Origin of the sequence: Thioalkalivibrio sp. ALE16 (assembly GCF_000381305.1) — a bacterium.
Taxonomy (GTDB): Bacteria; Pseudomonadota; Gammaproteobacteria; order Ectothiorhodospirales; family Ectothiorhodospiraceae; genus Thioalkalivibrio.
In genome coordinates, this window is sequence record NZ_KB906367.1 from 51,808 (window position 1) to 74,964 (window position 23,157).

Genomic DNA, 23,157 nt, shown 5'->3' on the forward strand with positions numbered 1-23,157 from the left:
GGTTGCGTGGGACTCTCCGGAGAACGCGTTCACGCCCCGGGTCTGGCGCTACTGTAGCAGCAAACCGTGTTTTTGGTGTGGGAGGCGTCGGCCTTTGCTCACGCCCGGCCTACGGGGCTTGCAGGGTCTTCCCGGATGCACCCGGGATCTCGCGCGCCAGGCGTGGAACCAGGTAGCCTGGCAGCCGCGCATGGAGGGCCCGGTGGAGTTCTTGTGCGCGGCGATCCGAAACCTCGAAATGGGCCGTGCCGCGGGTGCGGTCGAGCTGGTGCAGGTAGTAGGGCAGGACGCCCAGGCGGAAGCCGGCCTCCTGCAGTTCGCTCAGGGTCTCGGCATCGTCGTTGATCCCGGCCAGCAGGACCGCCTGGTTGAGCAGCATAACGCCGGCGGCGCGCAGGCGGACGAGTGCCGCGTCGGCCGGGGCGGCGAATTCGCGCGGGTGGTTCGCGTGCAGCACCAGGATGTGCTGCAGCCGCCCCTGACCGAGCCAATCCAGCAGGCGGTCGTCGACCCGCTCCGGCAGGACGACCGGCAGGCGCGAGTGGATGCGCAGGCGTTCCAGATGCGGGATGGCGTCCAGCCGCTGGGCCAGTCGGGCCAGGCGGGTATCGGAGAGGCTCAGCGGATCGCCGCCGCTGAGGATGACCTCGCGGATGTCCGGATGCGCCGCGATGTACTCCAGCGCGGGCGCCCAGTCATCCCGGGCCGGATTGTGCTCGGAATAGTCGAATTCGCGGCGAAAGCAGTACCGGCAGTGGATGGCGCAGGCCCCGGTGGTCAGCAGCAGCACGCGGCCGTGGTACTTGTGCACCACGCCGGGTGCGGCCAGGGCGTCGTGATCGCCGACCGGGTCGCTGACGAAGCCCGGGGCCTCCAGGGCCTCGCGGGCATCCGGGAGGGCCTGCAGCAGCAGCGGGTCGCGCGGGTCCCCCGGGCGCACGCGCGCCAGGTAGCTCTCCGGGATGCGGGTGCGAAACAGTCGGTGCCCGGTCTGCATGCCCGGCAGGTCGTCGAGCGGCAACCCGAGGCGTGCGGCGAGGGCCTCGGGATCGGCGACCGCACGCGCCAGCGCCTGCTGCCAGGCCGGCGTGGCACGCGGCGCGGGTGGCTGGGTTCCGCGCGGCTCGCGCGTTATCATGACGGGCTTTGTGGGCATGAATCGTTTCCGGACGGGGCGGTATGCCCGCGCCACGCATCATCGAGGAACAGCACGCAATGGCAACCTACAGTACCAACGAATTCAAGGCCGGTCTCAAGCTGCTGCTGGACGGCGATCCGCAGGCCATCGTGGAAAACGAGTTCGTCAAGCCGGGCAAGGGCCAGGCCTTCAACCGGGTCAAGCTGCGCAATCTGCGTACGGGCCGGGTGCTGGAGAAGACCTTCAAGTCCGGCGAGTCGGTGGAGGCGGCCGACGTGATGGACACCGAGATGCAGTATCTCTACAACGATGGCGAGTTCTGGCACTTCATGGTGCCGGACACCTTCGAGCAGTATGCCGTGAGCGAGGCCGCGCTGGGCGATTCCGGGCAGTGGCTGAAGGAGCAGGATATCTGCACCGTGACCCTGTGGAACGGCGAGCCGCTGTCGGTGGTGTCGCCGGCCTTCACCGAGCTGAAGATTACCCAGTGCGATCCGGGCGTGCGCGGCGATACCGCTCAGGGCGGTACCAAGCCGGCGACCCTGGAGACCGGTGCGGTGGTCAAGGTCCCGCTGTTCGTCGAGGAAGGCGAGACCGTGAAGGTCGACACCCGCAACGGCGAATACGTCTCCCGCGTCTGATCGCATCTGCCCCCGGGTTCGGAGGTGAGTGACTGGCGGCCGGGCGCGGCGCCGGCCCGCGCGGCGCGGGCCCGTCTGCTGGCGGGTCTGCGGGCCTTCTTCGCGGATCACGGGGTGCTCGAGGTCGAGACCCCGATCCTGGGCCGGGGTGCCCCGCAGGATCCGATGCTGGAAAGCTGGGAGGCACGCGCGCCCGGCGGCGAGCAGGGCTACCTGCAGACCTCTCCGGAGTACCCGATGAAGCGCCTGCTCGCGGATGGGGCCCCGGATATCTACCAGATCGCCCGGGTCTTCCGGGGCGGCGAGTCCGGGCCGCGCCACAACCCGGAATTTACCCTGCTGGAGTGGTATCGCCACGGGCTGGACCATCGGGACCTGGTGCGCGAGGTGGTTGCCCTGATCGCGGATCAGGCCGCGCAATCCCGCGAGTGGCACGCGCCCCGCGGCTGCGTGGTGATCCCCTATGCCGAGCTGTTCCGGTCGACCCTCGGGCTGGACCCGGCCGCCGCGGAGGCCAAGGAGCTGGAACGGGCCGCGGCGGCCCGCGGGCTCGCGGTGGCGGGCGAGCTTGACCGGGATGGCTGGCTGGATGCGCTGATCAGCCTGGTGATTGCCCCGGGCTTCCCGCCGGACCGGCTGACCGTCGTGGTCGACTATCCGGAGAGCCAGGCCGTGCTGGCGCGTCCCTGTCCGGAATCCCCGGGGTACGCCGCGCGCTTCGAGTTGTACTGGGGCGACCTGGAGCTGGCCAACGGCTATCACGAACTGACCGATCCCGAGCTGTTTCGCCGCCGCCGCGAACGCGACATCGCCATCCGGCGTGCGCGCGGACAGCCCCTGCCGCCCCCCGATGACTACCTGGAGGCGGCGCTGGACGCCGGACTGCCCGACTGCGCCGGGGTGGCCCTAGGCGTGGACCGGCTGCTGATGCGGTTGCTGGGGGTTTCCAGCCTCGATCAGGTACTCGATTTTCCCTGGTCGAGAGCGTGACGCGAAGGGCTTGTCCCGGCCGGGGTGCCGGCACACTATAGGGACTGTTGCCCCGCACGTTTGCAGGATGGTCGGACCCCTATGCCCCCTCGTCTTTTTGCGCGCCGCCCGGGCCCCCTTCCGGTTCGTTCCGGGTGGGCCATTGCCCTCTGTCTGATGCTGTCACTCTGGCTTGCGCCGCTGACGGCGCAGGCACAGTTCGAACACCTCCCGCAGCCGCTGCAGCGGGCGATCGAAAGTCAGCGCCTGCCGCCGGAAAATGTCGGTCTCTGGGTCCAGCGGATGTCGGACGGGGCGGTGCTCGCGCGCCTGAACGCCGATCAGCCGTACAACCCGGCGTCGACCATGAAACTGGCCACCTCGCTGGCGGCCCTGAACGAGCTGGGCCCGGACTACACCTGGACCACCGAGGTCTGGGCGACGCGCCCGGTGCGCGGCGGGGTACTGGCGGGGGACCTGGTGATCCGCGGCACGGGCGATCCCGGCATGGTCAGCGAGGAACACTGGCGCATGCTGGGGCAGCTGCGCCAGACCGGCTTGCGTCGTATCGAGGGCAACGTGATCCTCGACGCCTCGCATTTCGAACTGCCATCCGGGGACCCTGCCGCCTTCAATGACCAGCCGCTGCGGGCCTACAACCAGCTGCCCTATGCCCTGCATGTGAACGCAAACGCGCAGCGCTTTCGCGTGCGACCGGAGCGGCACGGGAACGGGATCGACGTGACGGTGGACCCGCCCCTGCCGGGGCTGGATGTCGTCAATCGCCTTCAGCCGACGCGGGGCAGCTGCGGCGCCTGGCAGCGCGGGATCCGTTTCGATGCCGATCCCGAGGCGCAGCGCGTGACCCTGGCCGGCGAATACCCGGTGAATTGTGGCGACTATGAACTGCTGCGCTCGGTGCTCGCGCCGGAGGCCAACCATGCCGAGATGTTCCGCCTGCATTGGTCGCAGTGGGGCGGCGAGCTGACCGGGGACATCCGCCCCGGCGTGCTGCCGGTGCTGTACGACGAACCGATCCTGCGCCACACCTCGCGCCCGTTGTCGGATCTGATCCGGGTCTCCAACAAGTGGAGCTCCAACGTGATGACCCGGCATCTGCTGCTGACCCTGGGGGCGCGTCACTTCACCCCGCCGGCGACGCTGGAAAAGGGGCAGCAGGCCCTGCTGGAGTCCCTGCGCGGGCTGGACGTCGATGTTGCGGGCATGGTGGTCGACAACGGTTCGGGCCTGAGCCGCGACTCGCGGATGACCTCGCGCCAGCTGGGCCGCATCCTGGAGGCGGGCTGGCAGCACCCGCACCGGCCCGAGTTCCAGTCCTCGCTGGCCCTGGCCGGGCTGGACGGGACCCTGCGCAACCGCTTCCGTAACGGCAGCCAGCGCGATCTGCGCGGGCGTATGCATCTGAAGACCGGGCATCTCAACGAGGTGTCCGCGGTGGCCGGCTATGTACGGACGCGGGGTGGCGATGACCTGGCGGTGGTGGTGCTGGTCAACGATCCACGCGCCCACCGCGGCATGGGGCGCAACCTGCAGGACGCCGTCCTCGAGTGGGCCCACGACCTCTGACGGGTGCACCCAGTTTGTTCACCACGAAGCACACGAAGGCACGAAGAAACCCGCAAGAGCATTTACAGGAAGATGCGAAGGTCAGCAGGGGGCGAGAGGGTGCGCAATCCTTGTGGCTTGCGCAGCCTTTCAGAAGTCTTCCGATCTTCGCGTCTTCCTGTTGGCGCTTTCTGAATTTTCTTCGTGCCTTCGTGTGCTTCGTGGTGAAAAGTGCCTTGCGAACTCAGGGGGACTCGGTCTGCCAGTTGGACAGGATCGGCGCGCGGGAGACCTCGACGTCCAGCGCCGTCAGCCAGCGCGCGACCATGCGATTGGAGTTGTTGCGCAGGGTGTAGGCCTCCGGATGCTCGACGAAGGCCATGTCCCATTCCGGCGAGGTCTTGCGTTCCTCGTATCCCGCTTGCCAGATGCCTTCCAGCTCGTCGCGCAGGACCTCGACCCGTGCCCCCGGAACCGTCAGCAGGTAAAAGTCCGCCAGTGGTACGCGAAGTTGCCCCAGCGTGGATGGCCCGAGCTCGTGGCCGGTCAGTACCTGGCGTCCGAGCGCGGCGCGGGTCGGTACGAGCAACCCGGAGATCCCCTGGAGCGGCCCGGTCCGGCGTTCGACATAGAAGACCCAGTCGCCGTAGGAGTAGCGCAGCCAGGCCCCCGGTCTCCCGGCTGGCAGGATCAGGCTGGAGTGTCGTCCATGGTCCAGCAGGGCCACGGTAACCGGGCCTTCCGGGTCGTCCGGTGGTTGCAGCGTCACGGCCGCGCAGCCCTGCAGCAGCCACAGACTGAGTACCGCAAGGAGCCAGGGCGGGAGGCGGAAGCGGCGCCGTAGCGGGGCCGCGTTGTCGCTGCGACGGCGCATGTCGGGTCAGTGGCGTTCGAGCTTGCCCAGTTCCGACAGGATGGACAGCACCAGCGATTCGCCTTGCGAGCCCATGCCGCGACACAGCACGTCGGGGTCGCGCTCGCCGTCCACCAGGCGCTTGGTAATGCCGCCCAGGCGGGCCATGTCGCCCCCGGCGCGGCTCATCTGCTCGGCCATCTGGGACAGCCAGTGCAGCGACTGGGCATCGCCGCGGGCGGCTCCGTGGATCATCTGCGCCAGTCCCGGGGCCGCCTGGGCCGGGTCGCCGCTTTGCTCCGGGTCGGGCAGGGTGGAGGGGTCCTGCAGCCCGTTCAGGATGGCCGTCAGGATCACCGTGTCCTCGTCGTCCAGACCCTGCAGCAGGGAAGGGTCGCGCTCGCCGTCGAGTACCCGGCGAATGCGCTGGATCAGTTCGCCCCAGCCAGCCTCGTGGGCCTGGTTCAGGACCGGCTCCAGCTCGCGGCGGGTTTCCGGGTTCTGGGTGGCCTGGACCACCAGGTTGATCAGGCCGGCCTGGGCCTGGCGGATCTGTTGCGCGTGTTGTGGATCGATCATGCGGGTCTTCCGGGTTCCTGGCTGTGTGGCGAGGTTAGCATGCCCGGAAGTGCGTTCGACCGGGGCCTGCGGCACAATGGCCCCTCCATTTGCAGAGGATGTCGTGGTGGAAGAGCAGACAGCAGTGGGGCTGTGGGTGGCCCTCGGGATCCTGGCCATCGTGATTGCCGCCCTGGTGGGTTTCTGGGTGGGCCGCGTGACCAGTGACGAACGCAAGCTGATCCGCGAGCTGGAAGAGGAACTGGATCGGCGCATGCAGGAACTGACGCGCTACCGCAGCCAGGTCAACGACCACTTCGACCGCACGGCCACGTTGTTCGCGACCATGGCCGGGTCCTACCGCGACCTCTATCACCACCTGGCCCAGAGCGCCGAGGAGCTGGCGGACAAACCGACCCGCGACCGCCTCGAGGACCGCGCCGGCCAGCTGCTGTCGCACATGACACGCCGCGATTACGGGACCGGCCCGGGCGAGGCTGCCGGCGGCGCCAACGAATCGGACGCCCAGGACGACGAGCCCGCCGCCAAGGGTTCGGGGGAAGAGCCCCGCAAGCCGGACGACCGCCCGCGCCCCGACTGACCGCCGCTACTGAAAAAACCTGTTATCACCACGAAGCCCACGAAGGCCCGAAGAAAAGCCGAGTAGCGCTCACAGGAAGACGCGAAGACGGGAAGGTGGCTCGCAAGGCAACGTACACATGGGTTGCGTGCCCTCGCAGTCCTTCCGACCTTCTCCCCTTCCTGTAGCGGTTCTTCAGAGCGGGTTTTCTTCGGGCCTTCGTGGGCTTCGTGGTGAACAAAGGCCCTTGCCCTTGGAGCCCTCCGCGCCGGGGTGTGCCCGACGCGGGGCGGGATCAGAGGGCGGAGATCTGGGCGCGGATCTGGTTGTCCAGGTTCTGGATCCAGTTGTTGTAGTTCGGGTGGATGTTGCCGTCTTCGTAGTTCAGGTTGGCGCTGTCCTTGTAGCGGATGCTGTATTCGCCCGCAGCGAACGGGATCTCCACCACGGCGACGTGGTCGCGCAGGCTGAGCCGGCCTTCCAGCAGCCCGGGCTCGGCCTCTTCCATGCGCCAGCCCAGCGAAGCCCCGGCGGTGCGGATCGCGCGTTCCATCTGCTCGGCGCTCGGGCGGTCGCCGTCGACATTCGTGACCGTGGTATCGCTGATGTCCTGCACGGGAACCGTGCCGCGGCAGCCCGCCAGCGCGATCAGGGCGGCGAAGATGATCACCAGCAACGTCTTGGTATTCATAGTGTTTCCCTTAATGGATGCGCGGGGAGTGTAGACCTGCGGAAGCGTCGTTTCCAAGGGCACCGGGGCGTGCGTCTCCCTAACGGCGGATCACACCCAGCGAACGCAGCAGCCCCAGCGGGCGCATTCCACGGCGCAGCAGGTGGCCGGCAACCATGGCGATGATCCGCAGGGTATCCGCGGTCGGCCGGTAGTGGCTGGGGCGGTGATTTTCCGGGTAGATGCAGCGTACCGGGACCACCCGGGCTGGGAATCCCAGGCGCTCGGCGACGATCAGGGCCTCGCTCTCGAACACGAACCCGCGGGTCCGGTGGTGGGCCAGGTTCAGGCGCCGCAGCAGGGCGGCCGGGTAGAGGCGGAAGCCGGATTGGGAGTCCCGTAGGGGCTGCCCGGAGGCCCAGGCAATCCAGAAGTCGGCCATGCGGTTGCCGAACAGGCGCAGCGGCGGGGTGTGCTCGCGGCCCTTGAGGCGTGCGCCCAGGATCAGCCGGTTCGGCGTCTCGCGCCACGCGGCGACCAGCGCGGGGATCTCGGTGGTGTCGTGCTGGCCGTCGGCATCCAGGGTCACCACCGCGTCGGCGCCGGTGGCCAGGGCATGCTGTATCCCGGCCCACAGGGCGCCGGCCTTGCCACTGTTCTCGTCCATGCGCAGGACCTCGGCCTGATCCTCGATCAGGCGGGCGGTGGCGTCCTCGGAGCCGTCGTCCACCACGATCACCCGGTCCACCTGCGTGCGGGCGCCGGCCACCACCGCTTCGATGGTGGCCGCCTCGTTGTGGGCGGGGATCAGCGCGACGACCGTGCTCATGGGTGCATCAGGCGAGGGCGCCGTTGACGCCGATCACCTGGCCGGAGACGTAGCTGGCTGCGTCGCTGGCCAGGAAGCCGACCACGCCCGCGACTTCCTCGGGCCGGCCGGCGCGGCGCATCGGCACCAGATTGCGGATATGTTCGGCATCGAAGCTGCCCTCGCTCATGGGGCTCTCGATGATGCCGGGGGCGACCGCGTTGGCGGTAATGCCGCGCGAGGCGACCTCCTGGGCCAGCGAGCGGATGGCGCCGTGCAGGCCGGCCTTGGCCGCCGCGTAATTGGTCTGGCCGCGATTGCCGATCTGCCCGGCTACCGAGGAGATCGCGATCACCCGGCCCCAGCGGGTGGTGATCATCGGCAGCAGCAGCGGCTGGGTCACGTTGTAGAAGCCGTTGAGGCCGACATCGATCGGGCGGTCCCATTGTTCGCGGCGCATCCCGGCCAGTGGCGCGTCGTCGTGGATGCCGGCGTTGTGGACGAGGATCTGTACCGGCTGCTCGGCCGCGAGGGGTTCCAGCGTCTCGCGGCAGGCCCCCTCGTCGGTGATGTCGAACACCAGCACCCGGGCCTGGCCGCCATCGGCACGGATGGCATCGGCGGTCGCCTCGGCCGCGGCGGCGTTGCGATGGGCATGCAGGATGACCTCGTGGCCGGCCATGGCCAGGGCGTGGCCGATGGCGGCGCCGATGGCGCCACTGCCGCCGGTAATCAGGGCGCGTGCAGTCACGGGGTGTCCTCGTCGTCGGCGGGTTGCAGGATGACGGTCGCGCGGGCGCTCAGCACCGGCTGTGCGCCCGCGCTTACGCGCAGGTCGTAGATGGAGCTGTTGCGGTCCGACAGGATGCAGTCCGCGTGGATCTCCAGTGCCGCTCCCAGGCTGTCGAGGCGACGGGTCTGCAGCTGCAGATCCCGCACCGCCGCCAGATAGCCGGCGCGCGCCGGCCCGGCATCGGCCAGCAGGGCGCCGTGCACGGCCATGCCCTGGGCGCCGTATTCCAGCGCCGCCAGGGCATGCAGCCCGGCCTCGCCGCGCAGCGGGTTGGCCGGGTCGCGGTGGCTTTCGGCACGGCAATGGATGGTGGTGTCGGACCAGGCCTCCACCGTATCCAGCAGACACATTGCGCCGGCATGCGGCAGCAGCCGGCAGATGGCCTCGTGATCCAGGGTCTCGGGTCGGGATGACATGCGCGGGATCTTCCTGATCCGGGCGGATGGTTCAGGGCCCGACCCGGATGTTCAGGGACCGGCCCAGCGGCGCCTCAAGCGTAACATTTCCGGGCGTGCCCCGGACCAGCCGTTCCAGCAGGGGCAGGGCGCGCGCGGCCGGATTGCTCGCGCGCAGCGCCTCCAGGTCATCACTGTGGCAGGGGTCGGCCGCGGCCGGCCCTCCGAGGTCGAGCTGCAGCTGCCAGGGTGCGCCGTCCACCGGGCCCAGGCGCAGGGCCACGGCAAAGGGGTGATGGATGGGCCGCACGTGGATGAAGCTGTCCATGGACGGCACGTCGTAGCAGGCCAGCAGGACGTCGCCGCCCTCGTCCAGCTGCAGTGTCGCGGCCTCCAGCAGCCCCGCGGCCAGGCTGGCGTTGTAGCCGGACAGCGCCGTGGCCGGCGCCGGGTTGCGGGTCGCGATCGACCAGTTGTCGGCCGGGGCATTGTGCACCGAGTTGTGAAACTGCACCGGCGACACTACCGGCTCCGGCTGGGTCAGGGCATCGCAGATGCGGTCGATGATGTCCATGTCGCCGGAGGATGACGCGAACACGCTGCGCAGCCGGCTGCGATCGGCCCCTTCGGTGGCCTCTTCCGCGACCTTCAGGGCGAGGCGGATGGTGGCGGTGGTGCGTCGGCGCTCGTTGGCCGGAAGCAGCCCGGGCGGAGGGACGTGGACCTCGCGGCTCGCCAGTGGGGTCTCGCCGGCCAGCACGGGGCGGGCACTGTCGAAGTCGTCCAGTCCCGGGCCCAGCAGCCCCACGGCATGGAGTCCGATGGCCTTCATGGTGCGGCCTCCAGTAGCAGGCTGCAGTTGTTGCCGCCAAAGCCAAAGGCATTCACCAGTACCCGTTGTACCGGGCGCGGTTCCGCCTCGCCGCGGGCCTCGAGGTCCAGTTGCGGATCCAGCATCTTCAGGCCGGCCGTGGGTGGCACAAAGCCGCCGTCCAGACTGGCCAGGGCCTGGGCCACGCCCACCGCGCCGGCGGCGCCCAGGGTGTGTCCGGTCAGACCCTTGGTGCCCACGGCGCGCGGGCGCGGCCCCAGGCTGCGCACCAGGGCGCGGGCCTCGGCGCCATCGTTGGCCGGGGTTGCGGTGGCATGCATCAGCACGTAGTCGATCTCGTCGCCCCGCCGTCCGCCGCGCTCCAGCGCCTGTTGCAAGGCGGTCGCGGCCCCCAGGCCCTCGGGGTGCGGGGCGGACATGTGGTGGGCGTCGCTGGATTCGCCGTGACCGGTCAGCCGTGGTCCCGTGGTATCCGGCGAGGGGCGTTCCAGCAGGAAGAAGCCGGCGGCCTCGCCGATCGAGATCCCGGCGCGGTCGCGGTCCAGCGGGGTGCAGGGCTGCGCGGCCACCAGTTGCAGGGCATTGAAGCCATACAGCGTCATGCCGCACAGGCTGTCGACACCGCCGACCACGGCCGCGTCGCAAAGCCCCGCGGCCATGTAGCGACGGGCATCGGCGAAGACCTTGGCGCTGGACGAGCAGGCGGTGGAGACCACCAGGGCCGGCCCCGACAGGCCGAAGCGGGTGGCGACGAAATCGGCCAGCGAGAACATGTTCTGGGTGTGCTGGTAGTCGTAATCCGGGGGCAGGGCCCTGGTCTGCGGGTCGCGCCGGTGGTAGGCGGCCTCGGTGGCGGCGATGCCCGAGGTGCTGGTGCCCAGCAGCACGGCCACCCGGTCGGCGCCGTAGCGCGCAACGGCGGCCGCCACCGCGTCGGCGAAGCCATCCTGGCGCAGGCCCAGTTCGGCGAGCTGGTTGTTGCGGCACTGAAACGGGGCGAGCTCGCCTTTCAGGGTGATGGCCTCCACGCCGGGCACGCGGCCGATGTGGGTGTCCAGACTCACGCTTTCCAGATCGCAGGGGCGCAGCCCGCTGACCCCGTTGCGCAGGGCCTCGGCGTTGGCGGCGATCCCGGTTCCGGCGGCGCTTGTCAGGGTGTGGGCGGTGATGACCAGTGGGTCCATGGGGCGTGTTCTGTGGATAGTGGCCGGAGGCGATTCCGGGTGGATGGGTGTCAGGCGGCCTCGCCTGGATCAGTGTTTTCCTGGGTTGACCTCGGGCGCCAGCAGGGCCGCCGCGAGGAAGGAAAATACCACGCCCAGCACCACGGTGAGGCCCAGGGCCTGCAGGACCGGAGGGCTGGAAAGGGCCAGCAGCCCGAATACCACCAGGGTCGACAGCGCGCAGACGCCGACCGAGCGCAGGTTGCGCAGGCGCGCCGCGGCATCCCGCAGGGGGCGGCTGAAGAACACCGCGTAGTCCAGACACAGCCCGGCGATCAGCAGCAGCGCGATCAGGTGGAACAGCGACAGCCGGACGCCCAGCAGGATCAGCGCGGCCAGGGTCAGCAGCAAGCCGGTGCCGACGGCCGTCAGGATGCGCAGGCTGCGCCCCGGGGCCCGAGTGGCGACCAGCAGCAGGAGCGCGACGGCCACAAGACCCAGCGCCAGGCGCTGCAGGGCCTCGTCGCGGAAGCCGATGACCAGTTCCTCGGAGGCCCGGAAGAAATCGATGTGGTGCACGCCTGCGCCGGTCCCCTCCCGTTCCGACAGGTCGGCCCGCGGGATGTCTGCGGCCCAGCGCGCCAGGGCCTCGTCATCCCGGACCCCTTGCAGGCGGACCCAGGCGGTCCAGCCCTGGCCGTCCTCGTGTGGCTGAAGCAAGGGGTCGAGCGCGTTGCGCAGGGGGCCGTCCGGCAGGGTCTCCGGGGCCAGAAGAGCCTGCTCGCGGGCCGCCGAGATGTCCTCCACAAAGGGTGCGAAGGCCCCCTCGCGGAACCCGAGATCCGCGCTCGCCGCCGCCAGGCGTTCGCGCAGGTCATCGGGGTGCGGCAGCGCGGCCTGGCGTTGTTGCTGGCGCTGCCGGCTTGGCAGTACCTCGGCGGGGTGGCCGAAGCCGTCCACGAGCCCGGACGCGCGCAGGGCTTCCAGCTCCGGGACCAGGGCCTCGCTGGCGCGCAGGGCTCGTTCCGCGGAGTCGGCAGTGATCAGCAGGGCGTGGCGGACGTCCGGTAGCCCCAGTGCGCCCCGCAGCTCCTGGTCCAGCGTGACCTGCTCCTCCGGCACCGGGTGCAGCGCGGACAGGCGGTCTTCCCAGGGAAACGGATCGGCGCTCGCCACCACGGCGACCGCGGCCAGGGCCAGCAGGGCGACGCCCCAGCGGGCCAGCGCCGGGGGGTGCGCGAGCGCGACCGGGACCGGCAGCCTCGGAGCCGGCAGGCCCTCGCGCTGCAACCGGGCGGGAACCAGGACCGGCAGGACCCAGCGGGTGGTCACGGCGGCCACGGCCACTCCGGTCAGCACGAAGAGCCCCAGCTGCGCCATACCGGAGAAGCCGGTGAGGGCCATCAGGGCAAACACCAGCACGGTGCTGCCAGCGCCCAGGGCAATCACGGGCCCCAGTTCGCGCGCGGCCTGCGCCAGGCGTGCGTCCCCGGGGTGCGGGCTGTCGCGCCGCTGCGCATGGGCGAACAGGTGCAAGGGGTAGTCCAGGGCGATCCCCAGCACGGTGATGCCGAAGGCCAGCGCGATCCCGTGCAGGTGCCCGAAGACCGTAGTGACCACCGCCGCCGCGATCAGGATGCCGCTCGCCAGCGGTACGGCTGCCAGCCAGACCGGATGCGGGTGGCGGAACACCGCCAGCAGCAGGAGGGCCAGGGCGATACTGGCGCCGGTGGTGATCCAGGTGACCTCGCCACGGATGGTGGCCCGCGATTCCACCGCGATGACCGCCGGGCCGGCGATCTGCAGGCGCAGTTCCGGCGGGTCGAGGTCGGCGAAGGCGGTGCGCGTGCGTTCGATCAGGGCCGCCTGGGCGTCCAGGTCCATGCCGTCGGCGGTGCTGCGCAGCACCAGCAGCGCCCGTTCACGATCGGGGGTCACCCAGACCCCGTCCGGCCCGGTCGTTGCCCGGCCGCCGGTGGTGGCGAGCTGCTCCAGAACGACCCGGGTCTCGGCGGTGGGGTCGCGCGGGATCAGTTCCCGGGGCAGCTCCGGGACGGCGCTGGAGAGGTCATCGCGGCGCGCCTGCAGGTGTTCGCGCAGGGCATCCTGGCTGAAGGCATCGGCATGGATTCGCGGGCTCAGCAGGTAGCGATGTTCGATCAGGAATTCCAGGGCCGGGTCGTCGGGGTCCAGGCGGCCGTTGTGGACGCCCGCCACGTCCGGGACATCCTCCAGAGCGGCGACCAGGGCATCGCTGGCCGCGGCCCGATCGCGTGCCTCGCCCCCGGCGATCGCCAGCAGCAACATACGTCCGGCCGGGCCGGCCCCGGGATCCAGCACGATGCCGTCGGCGCTGACCGGGTCCGGGGCAAAGCCCTGCAGGTCGGTAACCAGTTCGCCGCGCAGGGCCAGCGTGAGCGTGGCCAGCGTGAGCGCGGCCAGCCACAGGCCCAGGGCGATGCGGGACGGGCACATCAATCAGTGTTTCCCTAGTCCGCGTACTGTGGCGGCTCGAAGCGCATGTGGCTTTGGTGTCCGCCGGACTCGACCGTGATCAGTTCGCGTAGTTCGTCGCCGGCGCCGGTCAGGGTCAGTTCGGGGACCATGCGGCGCAGGGCGCGGTCCCGTGGGACGAGCTCCAGGGTCCAGGCCTCCATGTCGCCCGTCAGCTCGATCTCGAAATTGGCCTCCAGTTGCTCGCGGTCGCCGTTCAGCAGGGCGCGGAACAGGCCGGTCAGGGTGGCCAGGGCGGGCTGTTCGTTCAGGTCGATCTCGCGGCTGGAGCCACGCCGTTCCAGGGTGAGGGTGTCGCCCTCGATGTGCACGGTCTCGCCCCGCGGGCCGTCGACCTGGCGGGTAAGGGTATCGGGGGGCTCGAAGGCCAGCGAGCCCGAACGTATCTCCGGGAACTCCAGCATCGGATCGTCGCGGCGCTCCTCGAACGCGAGGGTCGCTGCCCGCTCGGTGGTCAGGGCTTCCAGCAATGCGCCGAGGGTGTCGTTGGCCAGGGCCGATACAGGGGCGAGAAGACCCAAGGCCAGGATCAGCGTGATGCCGGACTGGCGGATACGCGGGCCAAGGCCGTGGCCTCGCCTATTTGGATGCATCGTCCCAGAAGTCATAGAAATTGAACCAGTTGTAGGGGGCTTCGCGTACCCGCGCCGCGAGGCGGTCGGCATAGCGCTGTACCCACTGGGCCAGGATCTCGTCACGCTGCCCGCGCGGGGCGTCGAGGGTCTCGGCGAAGGGTTCGAAGACGATATCGTAGCGGTTGCCGCCGCGATAGAGCCCGAAGCACAGGATCACCGGGACCTTGAGTACCGCGGCCAGCAGCAACGGCCCCTGGGGGAACAGCGCGGTGTCGCCGAGGAAGTCGCAGGCGACCATCTTGTCGCTCTCGGCGACGCGGTCGCCCAGAGTGGCGATCAGCTCTCCGCGGTCCAGGCACTCGCGGGCCTGGATCAGGGTCTCGGTGCGGCCCAGCGGTATTACCGATGCGGCCACCTCGGGATTCAGCGCCTCCAGGACCTGGGTGATGCTCTGGTTGTGGTCGCTGTACATCAGGACCCGCACCGGGAAGTCGTACTTGCCCACCGCCAGGGCGCGCAGGGCCTCGAAGCTGCCGAGGTGCGCGCCCAGCAGGATCGCGCCGCGGCCGCTGTCCACGTGTTCGAGGAAGGTCTCGCGGTTGTGGACCCGGATATCGAGGCAGGCATCCTGCCCGGCGAGCAGGAAGACCCGGTCGAGGATCACCGCGGCGAAGCTGTGCAGGTGGCGCGCCAGGTCCGCCAGCCGCGGCTCGCGTTGCAGCGCCCGGCGCAGGTAATTGCGACTGTGCCGCCGCGACTGCGGCGCGAACAGCAGGAAATACGCGGTGATCGGGTACAGCAGCGCGCGGCTGGCCCGGCGCCCGAGATTGAGGGCCACCCACAGGATGATGCGCAGGGCCAGCGGCGAGCCCCGTTCCGCCTGCTGGAACCAGGCGCGGCTCATGGGTCCGGGGTGTCGTGGAGCGTGACCAGCTGGCCGGAACAGAAGGTGACCGGTGGCTCGCTCTCGGCGGCCACGACGCGAAACCCCTGTCGCCCGCCACGACCGGGCGGGTCGATCTCGATGCGGAACGCGGCCTCCGGTGTCAGCGGCGCGAGGAACTTGACCTGCGGGAGGGCCGCGACCGGTCCGAGACCGTGGGCCCGCGCGACCGCTGCCACCTGATCGAGGATTACCACGCCGGGGACCACCGGGTGGCCGGGGAAATGCCCGGGCAGGGACGGGTGCTCGGCCCCGATGCGGCGGATGGTGGACTGGACGGCCGTCGGTTGCATGGGGCGGCGCGCCGTCAGGCGCACTGGCCGTGGTGGGCGAGCAGGTCCAGCAGGACCTGACGCGGCAGCTTGCCGGTGGCCGAGCGCGGCAGGTGGTCGACCCGCACCAGTGGGCGCGGCAGGAACAGCGGGTCCATGCAGTCGGCCAGTGCCGCCTGGATCTCGGCTTCGCTGCGTTTCGGGGCGACCACCAGGGCCGCCAGGCGGGTGACGCCGTGCGTGTCCGATTCGGGATCCGGCGGGATGAAGACGCCGTCGAGCACCCCGGGGATGGCATTCAGGCGCCGGTTCAAATCGGCCAGCGAGGCGCGCTTGCCGGCGATATTCAGTTGATCGGCGAGACGGCCTTCCATGCGGAAAAGGCGCGTGTCCTGCACCTCGATATGGTCCGGAAGCGGCACCGGCTCGGGGTGTTGCGGGCCCCGGACCCACGCGCGCCCGGTCTCTCCGGGATGGATCTCCACCCCGGGATAGGTGGTCCAGGCGGACTCGCGGGTCGTGCGGCGCGTGGCGATGGCCCCCGCCTCGGTGCAGCCGTAGATCTCGTCGAGGGGGCAGCCGAAGACCCGCTCGGCCCGGGCGGCGGTATCCGGGGACAGCGGCGCAGTGGCGCAGAGGATGCGGGTCGGTGACGGCCACTCGAGGCCGGCGCGCAGGCAGGCCTTCAGGTGGAAGGGCGTGGTCACCAGCACCGCCGGGGCGCTGTCGGCCAGCGCCGTGCGCACGTCCTCGGGGTAGAACGGGCGCCCGGCCAGCAGCGTGGTGTGCCCCAGCAGGGCATACAGCACGGTCGATTCCAGGCCGTACATATGCTGTGGCGGTACCGTGCCGACCAGGGTGGGGCCGGGGTGGCCCGCCAGGTCGAGGGCCTCCAGGGCCTGGGCGGTGACCGCATGCAGGGCCGTCCAGCTGCGGGCGTGCGCCGTGGGCGTGCCGGTACTGCCGGAGGAGAACGCCAGGACGGCGGTCTGCTCGCCAGGGATCGCGGGCACGGGGCCCATGGCCTCGCCCGCCTCGCCGCGGGCGGCGACGCGCAGGACCGGGATGGCGATCTCGGCGTCCGGGCCGTCCACCAGGGCGATGGCATCCGGATACTGGCCGGCGATCTCGGCCAGGGTCGTGCGGCCGCGGTTGGGCGGCAGCAGGTTGGTCTGACCCCGCAGCAGGATCGCGGCAAAGGCGACCGCGAAGTGGTAGCGGTCCTGGCACAGATTGAAGGCCGCGCGGGCCGGCGGCAGTTGCGCGGCCAGTGCCTGCACGTCGGCGAGGAACGCCGCGCGCGAGACCCGGCGATCCCCGATCCGGGCCAGCGGTTCCGGGGCTTCGGCGATCAGCGGCCGCATGTCCGTTGTCGGGTCCGTCACGGGTGCCTCAGCATCCGGTGGTGATCGACCCGCGCGAGCTCGATCAGGTAGGCCAGGAAACCGCTGCGCGGCTCGTCGCGCAGCAGCCAGAGGCGCAGCGGGTACTCCAGCAGGAACAGGCTGGCCAGCAGCAGGTAGTTGATTCCGTTGGCGAACAGCGCCCAGGTCGTTGCGGAGGCGAACAATGCCAGCCAGGCGGAGACCAGGGCGAGGACACCGCACAGCAGCGCCCAGGCGATGGTCAGATTGCGCGTGTAGCGATGCACCGCGGGGGTGTCGGAGGCGCCCATGGCCAGGGCGTAGCGGGTGATCAGCGGCGTGGAGCCGGGGCGCAGCGAGCGCGCGAACAGCCACGCCAGCAGCCCCATGATCAGGACCGGGATGGTGTACAGCAGCCAGGTTCCGGCGCCAAGGGTCAGTAACAGCGCGACGGCGGCGGCCTGCGCCAGGAACAGCGCGGCCCGCCCGGCGGGCCCCAGGGCCCCCCAGCTCGCCACCAGGATCAGCACGGCCAGGATCGCCAGCGGCAGCAAGGGGACCTCGAAGGCCACGCCGAGCACGACCGCGACCGGATAGCACAGGGCCACGCTGGCGGCGAGCGGGGTGTTCACGACGCGGCTCGGTTCGCCTCGATGTGGGCGCTCAGGGCGCGCAGGGATGCAAAGATCTGGCGGTTGTTCTCGTCGTCGGAACGGATCTGGACGCCGTAGGCGCGCGAGATCGCCAGGGCCAGTTCCAGGGCGTCGATGGAGTCCAGACCCAGCCCGTCGCGGAACAGGGCGTCTTCCGGCTCGATCTCCCCCGCCGTCACGTCCTCCAGATTGAGACTGTCGACGATCAGTTGGGCGACTTCCTGTTCGAACGCTGTTTGCGATGCCACGTGTTCCCCCGAGGTGTCGTGATGTGCGGTTTTGTGACCGCCCGCGAACTTCCACTTCGCGTGGCGGTCACCCTGCTGGGCGCCGATGATACCCACACCTTGGGGGTCGTGGTACCCTCGCGACCGGTTCGGGTCGCCGTTTTGGGCGCCCGGATGGCCAGTGGAGACAGCATTTGAAACAAGCGGTAGAGAACGCGGGAACGGACGGTCGCTGTCAGGTACTGGTCATTGGCGGCGGTCCGGCCGGTTCCACCGTTGCCTCCCGGCTGGCGCAGAAGGGCCGTGACGTGGTGCTGCTGGAGAAGGCCCGGCACCCGCGTTTCCACATCGGCGAGTCCCTGCTGCCGATGAACATGCCGCTGTTCGAGGAGCTCGGCATTGCCGAGGCGGTGCAGACCATCGGCATCCCCAAGCACGGGGCCGAGTTCACCATTCCCGAGGCCCCCGACACGCCGCGCACCTACTACTTCGAACGCGCCCTGAACGACGACACACCCGCCTCCGCCTATGAGGTGCGGCGCTCGGAATTCGATCACCTGCTGCTGGAGAACAGTGCGCGCCTGGGGGTCCGGGTGCTGGAGGAGGTGACGGTCTCGGATGTGGCCCTGGCCGACCCGGCGAACGGCGGGACCCAGCAGGTGACCGCGCGCGACGCGGCCGGGAACACGCTGGAGTTCGAGGCCGACTTCGTGGTCGATGCCTCCGGGCGCGATACCTTCCTGGCGCGCCGCCTCGATCTGAAGACGCGCAACGCGGAGCACAACAGCGCGGCCATCTTCGGCCACTTCAATAATGTGCCGCGGCGTCCCGGGCGGGATGCCGGCAACATCAGTATCTACTGGTTCCAGCATGGCTGGATCTGGATGATCCCGCTGCGTGACGGTGCGATGAGCGTGGGCGCGGTGTGCTTTCCGGAATACCTGAAGACGCGCAGGACCAAGCCGGAGGCGTTCCTGTGGGAGACGCTGAAGCTGTGTCCCCCGGCGTTCGAGCGCATGCAGGGCGCGGAACTGGCCGGTCCGGTGAATGCCACCGGCAATTTCTCCTACCGCTCGCGTCAGGCCCACGGGCCGGGCTACCTGCTGGTGGGCGATGCCTTTACCTTTGTCGACCCGGTGTTCTCCAGCGGGGTCTATATCGCGATGTCGGGGGGATTTCGCGCCGCGGACGCGGTGGACCGCTGCCTCGCGCGTCCGGCGCGCGCCGGGCGCTACCTGCGGGCGTTCGAGCGCGACGTTCGCCGGGGCGTGCGCCGCTTCTCCTGGCTGATCTACCGCTTCAACAGCCCGGTGATGCGCAAGCTGTTCATGGGGCCGCGCAACACCCTGGGCATGGAGCAGGCGGTGATCTCGCTGCTCGCCGGCGATGTCTATCGCAACACCCGGGTACAGTGGTCACTGCGCGCCTTCAAGGCGGTCTACTACACCCAGATGGCACTGAACCTGCCGCGCGCCCTGGGCTTCTGGGCGCGGCGCCGGCGCAACGCGCGGCTGCATTTCACCGGCGGCACGACGCCCGAAGACGAGGCCTGACTCGGCCGCCATGGGAACGACGCGGGTAGGACTTCGGCGCATCGGCCCGGATGGCCTGGCCACCTTCGCGCTTTCCAATCTGCTGATCCTGGCGACCGGCGGCCTGTCCTGGCTGCTGCTGTGGACCCATGCCCTGCGCTGGTCGCGACGGCTTCGCTGCCCCGGAAGGGGCCGCTGCATCCTCGTGCTGGGGCAGCAACTGGAGGCCGGGGTGCCGGGTCCGGGGTACCGCCTGCGTCTGTTGCGCGCGGCGCGTCTGGCGCGGCGCAACCCCGAGGCCCGGATCCTCGTGCTGGGCGGGCAGACGTCCCCGGAGGGTCCGACCGAGGCCGCCGCAGGTGCTGCATTTCTGCGCCGCCGCGGCATTGCCTCCGAGCGCATCCAGACGGAGGATGCCTCCCGGCACACCCTGGAGAACCTGCGCAACGCGCGCGACCTGCTGGCACGGGAGCCGCATGACGACGAGCCGCTGGTGCTGATTACCAGCCGTTTCCATCTCGCCCGGTCGGCGGCGATGGCACGTGGCATGGGGTTGCACGTCTGCCCCTGTCCGGCCGAGCTGGGCTCGCGGGTATCGGCGGCCCGGCTGGCGCGGGAGGCCTGGATGCTCCACTGGTATCACGTGGGCCGGGGCTTCGCCCGCCTCATCCGCCACCGCGGCATGCTCGAACGCATTAGCTGAGTTGTTCACCACGAAGCGCACGAAGGCACGAAGAAAACCGGAAAAACATCTACAGGAAGATGGGAAGACGGGAAGGGTTTACGGTGGTTGGCCTAGCTGTGCAGCGGGCTACGCCCAAGGCGGTGGCATCTGGACAGCGCCTTTAGTCCCTGTTCGTTCTTCCGGTCTTCCCGACTTCCTGTTAAACGCCCTTCGCCCTTGACCTTCTTCGTGTCTTCGTGGGCTTCGTGGTGAATACAGGCCCTTACATCGCGCGGATGCGTTCGCGCTGGGCGGCGAGCTGGTCGCGGGTGGCGTGCATCTCGGCGACGCGGTCGCGTTCTTTTTGCACCACGTCGGCCGGGGCGCGGTCGACGAAGCTCGCGTTGGCAAGGCGTTTCTCGCTCTGCTCGAGGTTCTTGTCGAGCTTGCCGATCTCCTTGTCCAGGCGGGCCAGCTCGGCATCCTTGTCGATCAGACCGGCCAGCGGGATCAGCAGCTGCATCTCGTCGACCAGGGCCAGCGCGGACTCCGGGGCCTCGTCGGCGGCGTCCAGCCAGGTGACGCTCTCGGGCTTGGCGAGGAACTCCAGCAGGCCGCGGTGGCGCGTGTAGCGCTCCTGGTCGGCCTCGCTCCAGTTCTTCACCAGCACCGGCAGCGGCTTGCCCGGGGCGATGTCCATCTCCGCGCGGATGCGGCGCAGCCCGGTGATGAAGTCCTTGACCCAGTCGAGCTCGGCGGTGGCGGTGGCGTCATTCGGGAAGCCGTCCTGCGCCGGCCAGCGGCACTGCACCAGGAACTCGACGTCGTCGCCGATCCCGGCGTGTGGCTTCACACTGGTCCAGATCGCCTCGGTGATGAACGGCATCACCGGGTGCAGCAGGCGCAGCAGGGCCTCGAGCACGGTGACCAGCGTATTGCGCGTGGCGCGCTTGACCGCATCCGGTGTGGCGTCGTCGTTCAGGACCGGCTTGGTCAGCTCCAGGTACCAGTCGCAGTAGTCGTGCCAGGTGAATTCGTACAGCGTCTGAGCGGCGAGGTCGAAGCGGTAGGCATCGAGCTGCTGCGTGGCGGTCTCGGCGGTGGCCGCCAGGCGGTCGAGGATCCAGCGATCGGCCAGGGTGCGGTGCTCCGCCGTGTCGTCCGCGGCCGAGCAGTCGTGGCCCTCGACGTTCATCAGCACGAAGCGCGAGGCGTTCCACAGCTTGTTGCAGAAGTTGCGGTAGCCCTCGATGCGACCAAGGTCGAACTTGATGTCGCGCCCGGTGGTGGCCAGTGCCGCCAGGGTGAAACGCAGGGCGTCGGTGCCGAACGCGGGGAAGCCGTCGGGGAAGGCCTTGCGCGTGGTCTTCTCGATCTTCTTCGCCATCTGCGGCTGCATCAGGCCCTGGGTGCGCTTGGCCACCAGGTCGTCGGCGCTGATGCCGTCGATCAGGTCGATCGGGTCGATCACGTTGCCCTTGGACTTGGACATCTTCTGGCCTTCCGAGTCGCGGATCAGGCCGGTGACGTAGACCTCGCGGAACGGCACATCGCCCATGAAGTGCTCGCCCATCATGATCATGCGGGCGACCCAGAAGAAGATGATGTCGAAGCCGGTAACCAGCACGCTGGTCGGGTAGAAGTCGCGCAGCTCCGGCGTCTGCTCCGGCCAGCCGAGGGTCGAGAACGGCCACAGCGCGGAGGAGAACCAGGTGTCCAGCACGTCCTCGTCCTGGGTCAGCACCACATCGGCCGCCAGGCCGTGCTTCTCGCGCACCTCGTCCTCGGAACGGCCCACAAAGACATTGCCATCGCTGTCGTACCAGGCCGGGATGCGGTGGCCCCACCAGATCTGGCGCGAGATGCACCAGTCCTCGATGTTGCGCATCCACTCGAAGTAGGTCTTCGACCAGTTCTCCGGCACGAAGCGGATGCGGCCGTCCTCCACCGCCTTGATCGCCGGCTCGGCCAGCGGGCCGGCCTTCACGTACCACTGGTCGGTCAGGTAGGGCTCGACCACGGTGCCGGAGCGGTCGCCGCGCGGGACCATCAGCTTGTGGTCTTCAGTCTTCTCCAGTAACCCTGCGGCATCCATGTCGGCCACGATTTGTTGGCGCGCCTCATACCGATCCAGACCCTGATACTTCTTAGGAATGTACTCTTCAGGGAATTGGCCATCCGGCGCATCGTCAACGAACATTTTGCCGCCGCTCGGCATTTCGGCCCTGTTCCTGAGTCCAAGGGTGGCTTCGTCACCTGGTCCGATGATCCGTGCATCTACATTGAAGATGTTGATCACCGGCAGGTCGTGGCGCTGGCCCATCGCGTAGTCGTTGAAGTCGTGCGCCGGGGTGATCTTCACGCAGCCGGAGCCGAACTCGGCCTCGACGTAGTCGTCGGCGATGATCGGGATCTCGCGCCCGACCAGCGGCAGGCGGATCATCTGGCCGATCAGGTGGCGGTAGCGCTCGTCCTCCGGGTGCACCGCGACGGCGGTATCGCCCAGCATGGTCTCGGGGCGCGTGGTCGCGACGGTCAGGTGGCCCGAGCCGTCCGCCAGCGGGTAGCGGAAGTGCCACAGGTGGCCGCTTTCCTCCTCCGACAGCACCTCCAGGTCGGACAGCGCGGTGTGTAGCACCGGGTCCCAGTTGACCAGGCGCTTGCCGCGGTAGATCAGGCCTTCCTCATGCAGGCGCACGAAAACCTCGCGCACCGCGGCGGACAGGCCCTCGTCCATGGTGAAGCGCTCGCGCGACCAGTCCACCGAATCGCCCAGCCGGCGCATCTGGCGGGTAATGGTGCCGCCGGACTGGCCTTTCCAATCCCAGACCGCCTCGAGGAACTTCTCGCGCCCGAGGTCGTGGCGGCTCTTGCCGTCGGCGGCGAGCTGGCGCTCGACCACCATCTGGGTGGCGATCCCGGCGTGGTCGGTGCCGCCCTGCCACAGGGTGCGGTCGCCGTGCATGCGGCGGTAGCGGATCAGGGTGTCCATCAGGGTGTGCTGGAAGGCATGCCCCATGTGCAGCGTGCCGGTCACGTTCGGCGGCGGCAGCAGGATGCAGTAGTTGGCCTCGCCCGACTCCGGCGGCGCGAAGATGTTCGCGGCCTCCCAGCGTTCGTACTGGGTCTGCTCGATGCTCTTGGGGTCGAAGCTTTTGTCCATGATCGCGGGCGCGCTCGGGTCGGAATGTGGGGAAAGCCGCGCATTATAACGGCGCGGCGCGCTCATCGCCCGCTGTCCGCTATCGTGTTTACGTTGGTTTTGTCTGGCCGCCTGCCCCGTGGTGGCTAGGCCTGGTTCGTCCTCCGGTGTTTACGTGCCTTCGGTCCACATACTGCCGTGCGCTGACTCGCCAGCGCGCCGCGAGGTACTTCTTTGCTCGTGCAAAGAAGTACCCAAGAAACACGCCCGACTGCCGCGACCCCGGCCCGCTGTGCGGGCCGGGG

At 69.5% G+C, this 23,157-nt stretch carries 23 protein-coding genes; 6 read left to right on the forward strand and 17 right to left on the reverse strand.

Going from position 1 to position 23,157, the window contains the following annotated elements:
• Positions 1-109 precede the first annotated feature (109 nt).
• A complete protein-coding gene (epmB, locus tag F627_RS0111580) occupies positions 110-1,138 on the reverse strand; it encodes an EF-P beta-lysylation protein EpmB (protein WP_018865763.1) in 1,029 nt (342 codons plus the stop codon).
• 77 nt (positions 1,139-1,215) lie between these two features.
• Between epmB and efp the strand changes: the two genes are divergently transcribed.
• The 3 genes from efp to dacB all read left to right on the forward strand — a co-directional run bounded on the left by efp (position 1,216) and on the right by dacB (position 4,335).
• On the forward strand, positions 1,216-1,779 hold the full coding sequence (gene efp, locus F627_RS0111585; RefSeq protein WP_026279163.1) for an elongation factor P: 564 nt from the start codon (positions 1,216-1,218) through the stop codon (positions 1,777-1,779).
• A 24-nt stretch (positions 1,780-1,803) separates the two neighbouring features.
• Positions 1,804-2,769: an EF-P lysine aminoacylase EpmA gene (gene epmA / locus F627_RS0111590; protein ID WP_019584108.1), complete on the forward strand. Its 966-nt coding sequence runs from the start codon at positions 1,804-1,806 to the stop codon at positions 2,767-2,769.
• A 156-nt stretch (positions 2,770-2,925) separates the two neighbouring features.
• Positions 2,926-4,335 carry a D-alanyl-D-alanine carboxypeptidase/D-alanyl-D-alanine-endopeptidase gene (gene dacB, locus F627_RS0111595; protein ID WP_018879930.1) on the forward strand — a complete coding sequence of 470 codons (1,410 nt, stop codon included), beginning with the start codon at positions 2,926-2,928 and terminating at the stop codon, positions 4,333-4,335.
• Between the two features lie 223 nt (positions 4,336-4,558).
• Here the strand turns inward: dacB and F627_RS0111600 are convergent, their stop codons facing one another.
• Both F627_RS0111600 and F627_RS0111605 read right to left on the reverse strand, forming a co-directional pair.
• Positions 4,559-5,188, reverse strand: a complete 630-nt coding sequence (locus tag F627_RS0111600) for a hypothetical protein (protein WP_019584109.1) — start codon at positions 5,186-5,188, stop codon at positions 4,559-4,561.
• A gap of 6 nt (positions 5,189-5,194) precedes the next feature.
• A complete protein-coding gene (locus tag F627_RS0111605; RefSeq protein WP_018879928.1) occupies positions 5,195-5,746 on the reverse strand; it encodes a hypothetical protein in 552 nt (183 codons plus the stop codon).
• A 106-nt stretch (positions 5,747-5,852) separates the two neighbouring features.
• Between F627_RS0111605 and F627_RS0111610 the strand changes: the two genes are divergently transcribed.
• Positions 5,853-6,326, forward strand: a complete 474-nt coding sequence (locus F627_RS0111610) for a YhcB family protein (RefSeq protein ID WP_026279162.1) — start codon at positions 5,853-5,855, stop codon at positions 6,324-6,326.
• A gap of 274 nt (positions 6,327-6,600) precedes the next feature.
• Here the strand turns inward: F627_RS0111610 and F627_RS0111615 are convergent, their stop codons facing one another.
• From F627_RS0111615 to F627_RS0111675, 13 genes are all read right to left on the reverse strand, one after another.
• Complete coding sequence (locus F627_RS0111615) at positions 6,601-6,996, reverse strand: hypothetical protein (protein WP_018865756.1); 396 nt, start codon at positions 6,994-6,996, stop codon at positions 6,601-6,603.
• A 79-nt stretch (positions 6,997-7,075) separates the two neighbouring features.
• Positions 7,076-7,804 carry a glycosyltransferase family 2 protein gene (locus tag F627_RS0111620; RefSeq protein ID WP_019584110.1) on the reverse strand — a complete coding sequence of 243 codons (729 nt, stop codon included), beginning with the start codon at positions 7,802-7,804 and terminating at the stop codon, positions 7,076-7,078.
• Between the two features lie 7 nt (positions 7,805-7,811).
• On the reverse strand, positions 7,812-8,534 hold the full coding sequence (gene fabG, locus F627_RS0111625) for a 3-oxoacyl-ACP reductase FabG (protein WP_018878777.1): 723 nt from the start codon (positions 8,532-8,534) through the stop codon (positions 7,812-7,814).
• Complete coding sequence (locus tag F627_RS0111630) at positions 8,531-8,992, reverse strand: hypothetical protein (RefSeq protein WP_019584111.1); 462 nt, start codon at positions 8,990-8,992, stop codon at positions 8,531-8,533. Before F627_RS0111630 ends, fabG begins: the two co-directional genes overlap by 4 nt.
• Positions 8,993-9,023: 31 nt before the next feature.
• Positions 9,024-9,803 carry a beta-ketoacyl synthase chain length factor gene (locus F627_RS0111635; RefSeq protein WP_019584112.1) on the reverse strand — a complete coding sequence of 260 codons (780 nt, stop codon included), beginning with the start codon at positions 9,801-9,803 and terminating at the stop codon, positions 9,024-9,026.
• Entirely contained in the window at positions 9,800-10,987 is a 1,188-nt protein-coding gene (locus tag F627_RS0111640; protein WP_018881206.1) for a beta-ketoacyl-ACP synthase, read from the reverse strand. The genes F627_RS0111635 and F627_RS0111640 overlap by 4 nt, the downstream gene beginning before the upstream one ends.
• Positions 10,988-11,056: 69 nt before the next feature.
• Positions 11,057-13,441: an MMPL family transporter gene (locus F627_RS0111645; RefSeq protein WP_019584113.1), complete on the reverse strand. Its 2,385-nt coding sequence runs from the start codon at positions 13,439-13,441 to the stop codon at positions 11,057-11,059.
• Between the two features lie 14 nt (positions 13,442-13,455).
• Positions 13,456-14,001 carry a LolA-related protein gene (locus tag F627_RS0111650; RefSeq protein WP_042835230.1) on the reverse strand — a complete coding sequence of 182 codons (546 nt, stop codon included), beginning with the start codon at positions 13,999-14,001 and terminating at the stop codon, positions 13,456-13,458.
• Between the two features lie 58 nt (positions 14,002-14,059).
• On the reverse strand, positions 14,060-14,959 hold the full coding sequence (locus tag F627_RS0111655) for a lipid A biosynthesis acyltransferase (RefSeq protein ID WP_018865748.1): 900 nt from the start codon (positions 14,957-14,959) through the stop codon (positions 14,060-14,062).
• Entirely contained in the window at positions 14,956-15,291 is a 336-nt protein-coding gene (locus F627_RS0111660; RefSeq protein ID WP_026332098.1) for a hypothetical protein, read from the reverse strand. The genes F627_RS0111655 and F627_RS0111660 overlap by 4 nt, the downstream gene beginning before the upstream one ends.
• A gap of 14 nt (positions 15,292-15,305) precedes the next feature.
• Positions 15,306-16,634, reverse strand: coding sequence for an AMP-binding protein (locus tag F627_RS0111665; RefSeq protein WP_018876114.1), 1,329 nt, complete (start codon positions 16,632-16,634; stop codon positions 15,306-15,308).
• 17 nt (positions 16,635-16,651) lie between these two features.
• On the reverse strand, positions 16,652-17,266 hold the full coding sequence (locus tag F627_RS0111670) for a hypothetical protein (protein WP_018876115.1): 615 nt from the start codon (positions 17,264-17,266) through the stop codon (positions 16,652-16,654).
• Positions 17,263-17,535 (reverse strand): phosphopantetheine-binding protein, encoded by a 273-nt coding sequence (locus F627_RS0111675; RefSeq protein WP_026279160.1) that lies wholly within the window; start codon positions 17,533-17,535, stop codon positions 17,263-17,265. Before F627_RS0111675 ends, F627_RS0111670 begins: the two co-directional genes overlap by 4 nt.
• A 173-nt stretch (positions 17,536-17,708) precedes the next feature.
• Between F627_RS0111675 and F627_RS0111680 the strand changes: the two genes are divergently transcribed.
• Together F627_RS0111680 and F627_RS0111685 are read left to right on the forward strand one after the other, a co-directional pair.
• Positions 17,709-19,067 carry an NAD(P)/FAD-dependent oxidoreductase gene (locus F627_RS0111680; protein ID WP_019584116.1) on the forward strand — a complete coding sequence of 453 codons (1,359 nt, stop codon included), beginning with the start codon at positions 17,709-17,711 and terminating at the stop codon, positions 19,065-19,067.
• 10 nt (positions 19,068-19,077) lie between these two features.
• Positions 19,078-19,749, forward strand: coding sequence for a YdcF family protein (locus tag F627_RS0111685; RefSeq protein ID WP_017940630.1), 672 nt, complete (start codon positions 19,078-19,080; stop codon positions 19,747-19,749).
• Positions 19,750-19,993: 244 nt separating this feature from the next.
• Here F627_RS0111685 and F627_RS0111690 read toward each other — a convergent pair whose 3' ends face one another.
• A complete protein-coding gene (locus F627_RS0111690; protein ID WP_019584117.1) occupies positions 19,994-22,873 on the reverse strand; it encodes a valine--tRNA ligase in 2,880 nt (959 codons plus the stop codon).
• Positions 22,874-23,157: the final 284 nt, after the last annotated feature.

What these genes read in the sequence shown, in the direction of transcription:
- epmB (WP_018865763.1), bottom strand. Translation starts at nt 1,138, where the DNA reads ATGATAACGCGCGAGCCGCGCGGAACCCAGCCACCCGCGCCGCGTGCC.
- efp (WP_026279163.1), top strand. Translation starts at nt 1,216, where the DNA reads ATGGCAACCTACAGTACCAACGAATTCAAGGCCGGTCTCAAGCTGCTG.
- dacB (WP_018879930.1), top strand. Translation starts at nt 2,926, where the DNA reads ATGCTGTCACTCTGGCTTGCGCCGCTGACGGCGCAGGCACAGTTCGAA.
- F627_RS0111600 (WP_019584109.1), bottom strand. Translation starts at nt 5,188, where the DNA reads ATGCGCCGTCGCAGCGACAACGCGGCCCCGCTACGGCGCCGCTTCCGC.
- F627_RS0111605 (WP_018879928.1), bottom strand. Translation starts at nt 5,746, where the DNA reads ATGATCGATCCACAACACGCGCAACAGATCCGCCAGGCCCAGGCCGGC.
- F627_RS0111615 (WP_018865756.1), bottom strand. Translation starts at nt 6,996, where the DNA reads ATGAATACCAAGACGTTGCTGGTGATCATCTTCGCCGCCCTGATCGCG.
- F627_RS0111620 (WP_019584110.1), bottom strand. Translation starts at nt 7,804, where the DNA reads ATGAGCACGGTCGTCGCGCTGATCCCCGCCCACAACGAGGCGGCCACC.
- F627_RS0111630 (WP_019584111.1), bottom strand. Translation starts at nt 8,992, where the DNA reads ATGTCATCCCGACCCGAGACCCTGGATCACGAGGCCATCTGCCGGCTG.
- F627_RS0111635 (WP_019584112.1), bottom strand. Translation starts at nt 9,803, where the DNA reads ATGAAGGCCATCGGACTCCATGCCGTGGGGCTGCTGGGCCCGGGACTG.
- F627_RS0111640 (WP_018881206.1), bottom strand. Translation starts at nt 10,987, where the DNA reads ATGGACCCACTGGTCATCACCGCCCACACCCTGACAAGCGCCGCCGGA.
- F627_RS0111645 (WP_019584113.1), bottom strand. Translation starts at nt 13,441, where the DNA reads ATGTGCCCGTCCCGCATCGCCCTGGGCCTGTGGCTGGCCGCGCTCACG.
- F627_RS0111655 (WP_018865748.1), bottom strand. Translation starts at nt 14,959, where the DNA reads ATGAGCCGCGCCTGGTTCCAGCAGGCGGAACGGGGCTCGCCGCTGGCC.
- F627_RS0111660 (WP_026332098.1), bottom strand. Translation starts at nt 15,291, where the DNA reads ATGCAACCGACGGCCGTCCAGTCCACCATCCGCCGCATCGGGGCCGAG.
- F627_RS0111665 (WP_018876114.1), bottom strand. Translation starts at nt 16,634, where the DNA reads ATGCGGCCGCTGATCGCCGAAGCCCCGGAACCGCTGGCCCGGATCGGG.
- F627_RS0111685 (WP_017940630.1), top strand. Translation starts at nt 19,078, where the DNA reads ATGGGAACGACGCGGGTAGGACTTCGGCGCATCGGCCCGGATGGCCTG.
- F627_RS0111690 (WP_019584117.1), bottom strand. Translation starts at nt 22,873, where the DNA reads ATGGACAAAAGCTTCGACCCCAAGAGCATCGAGCAGACCCAGTACGAA.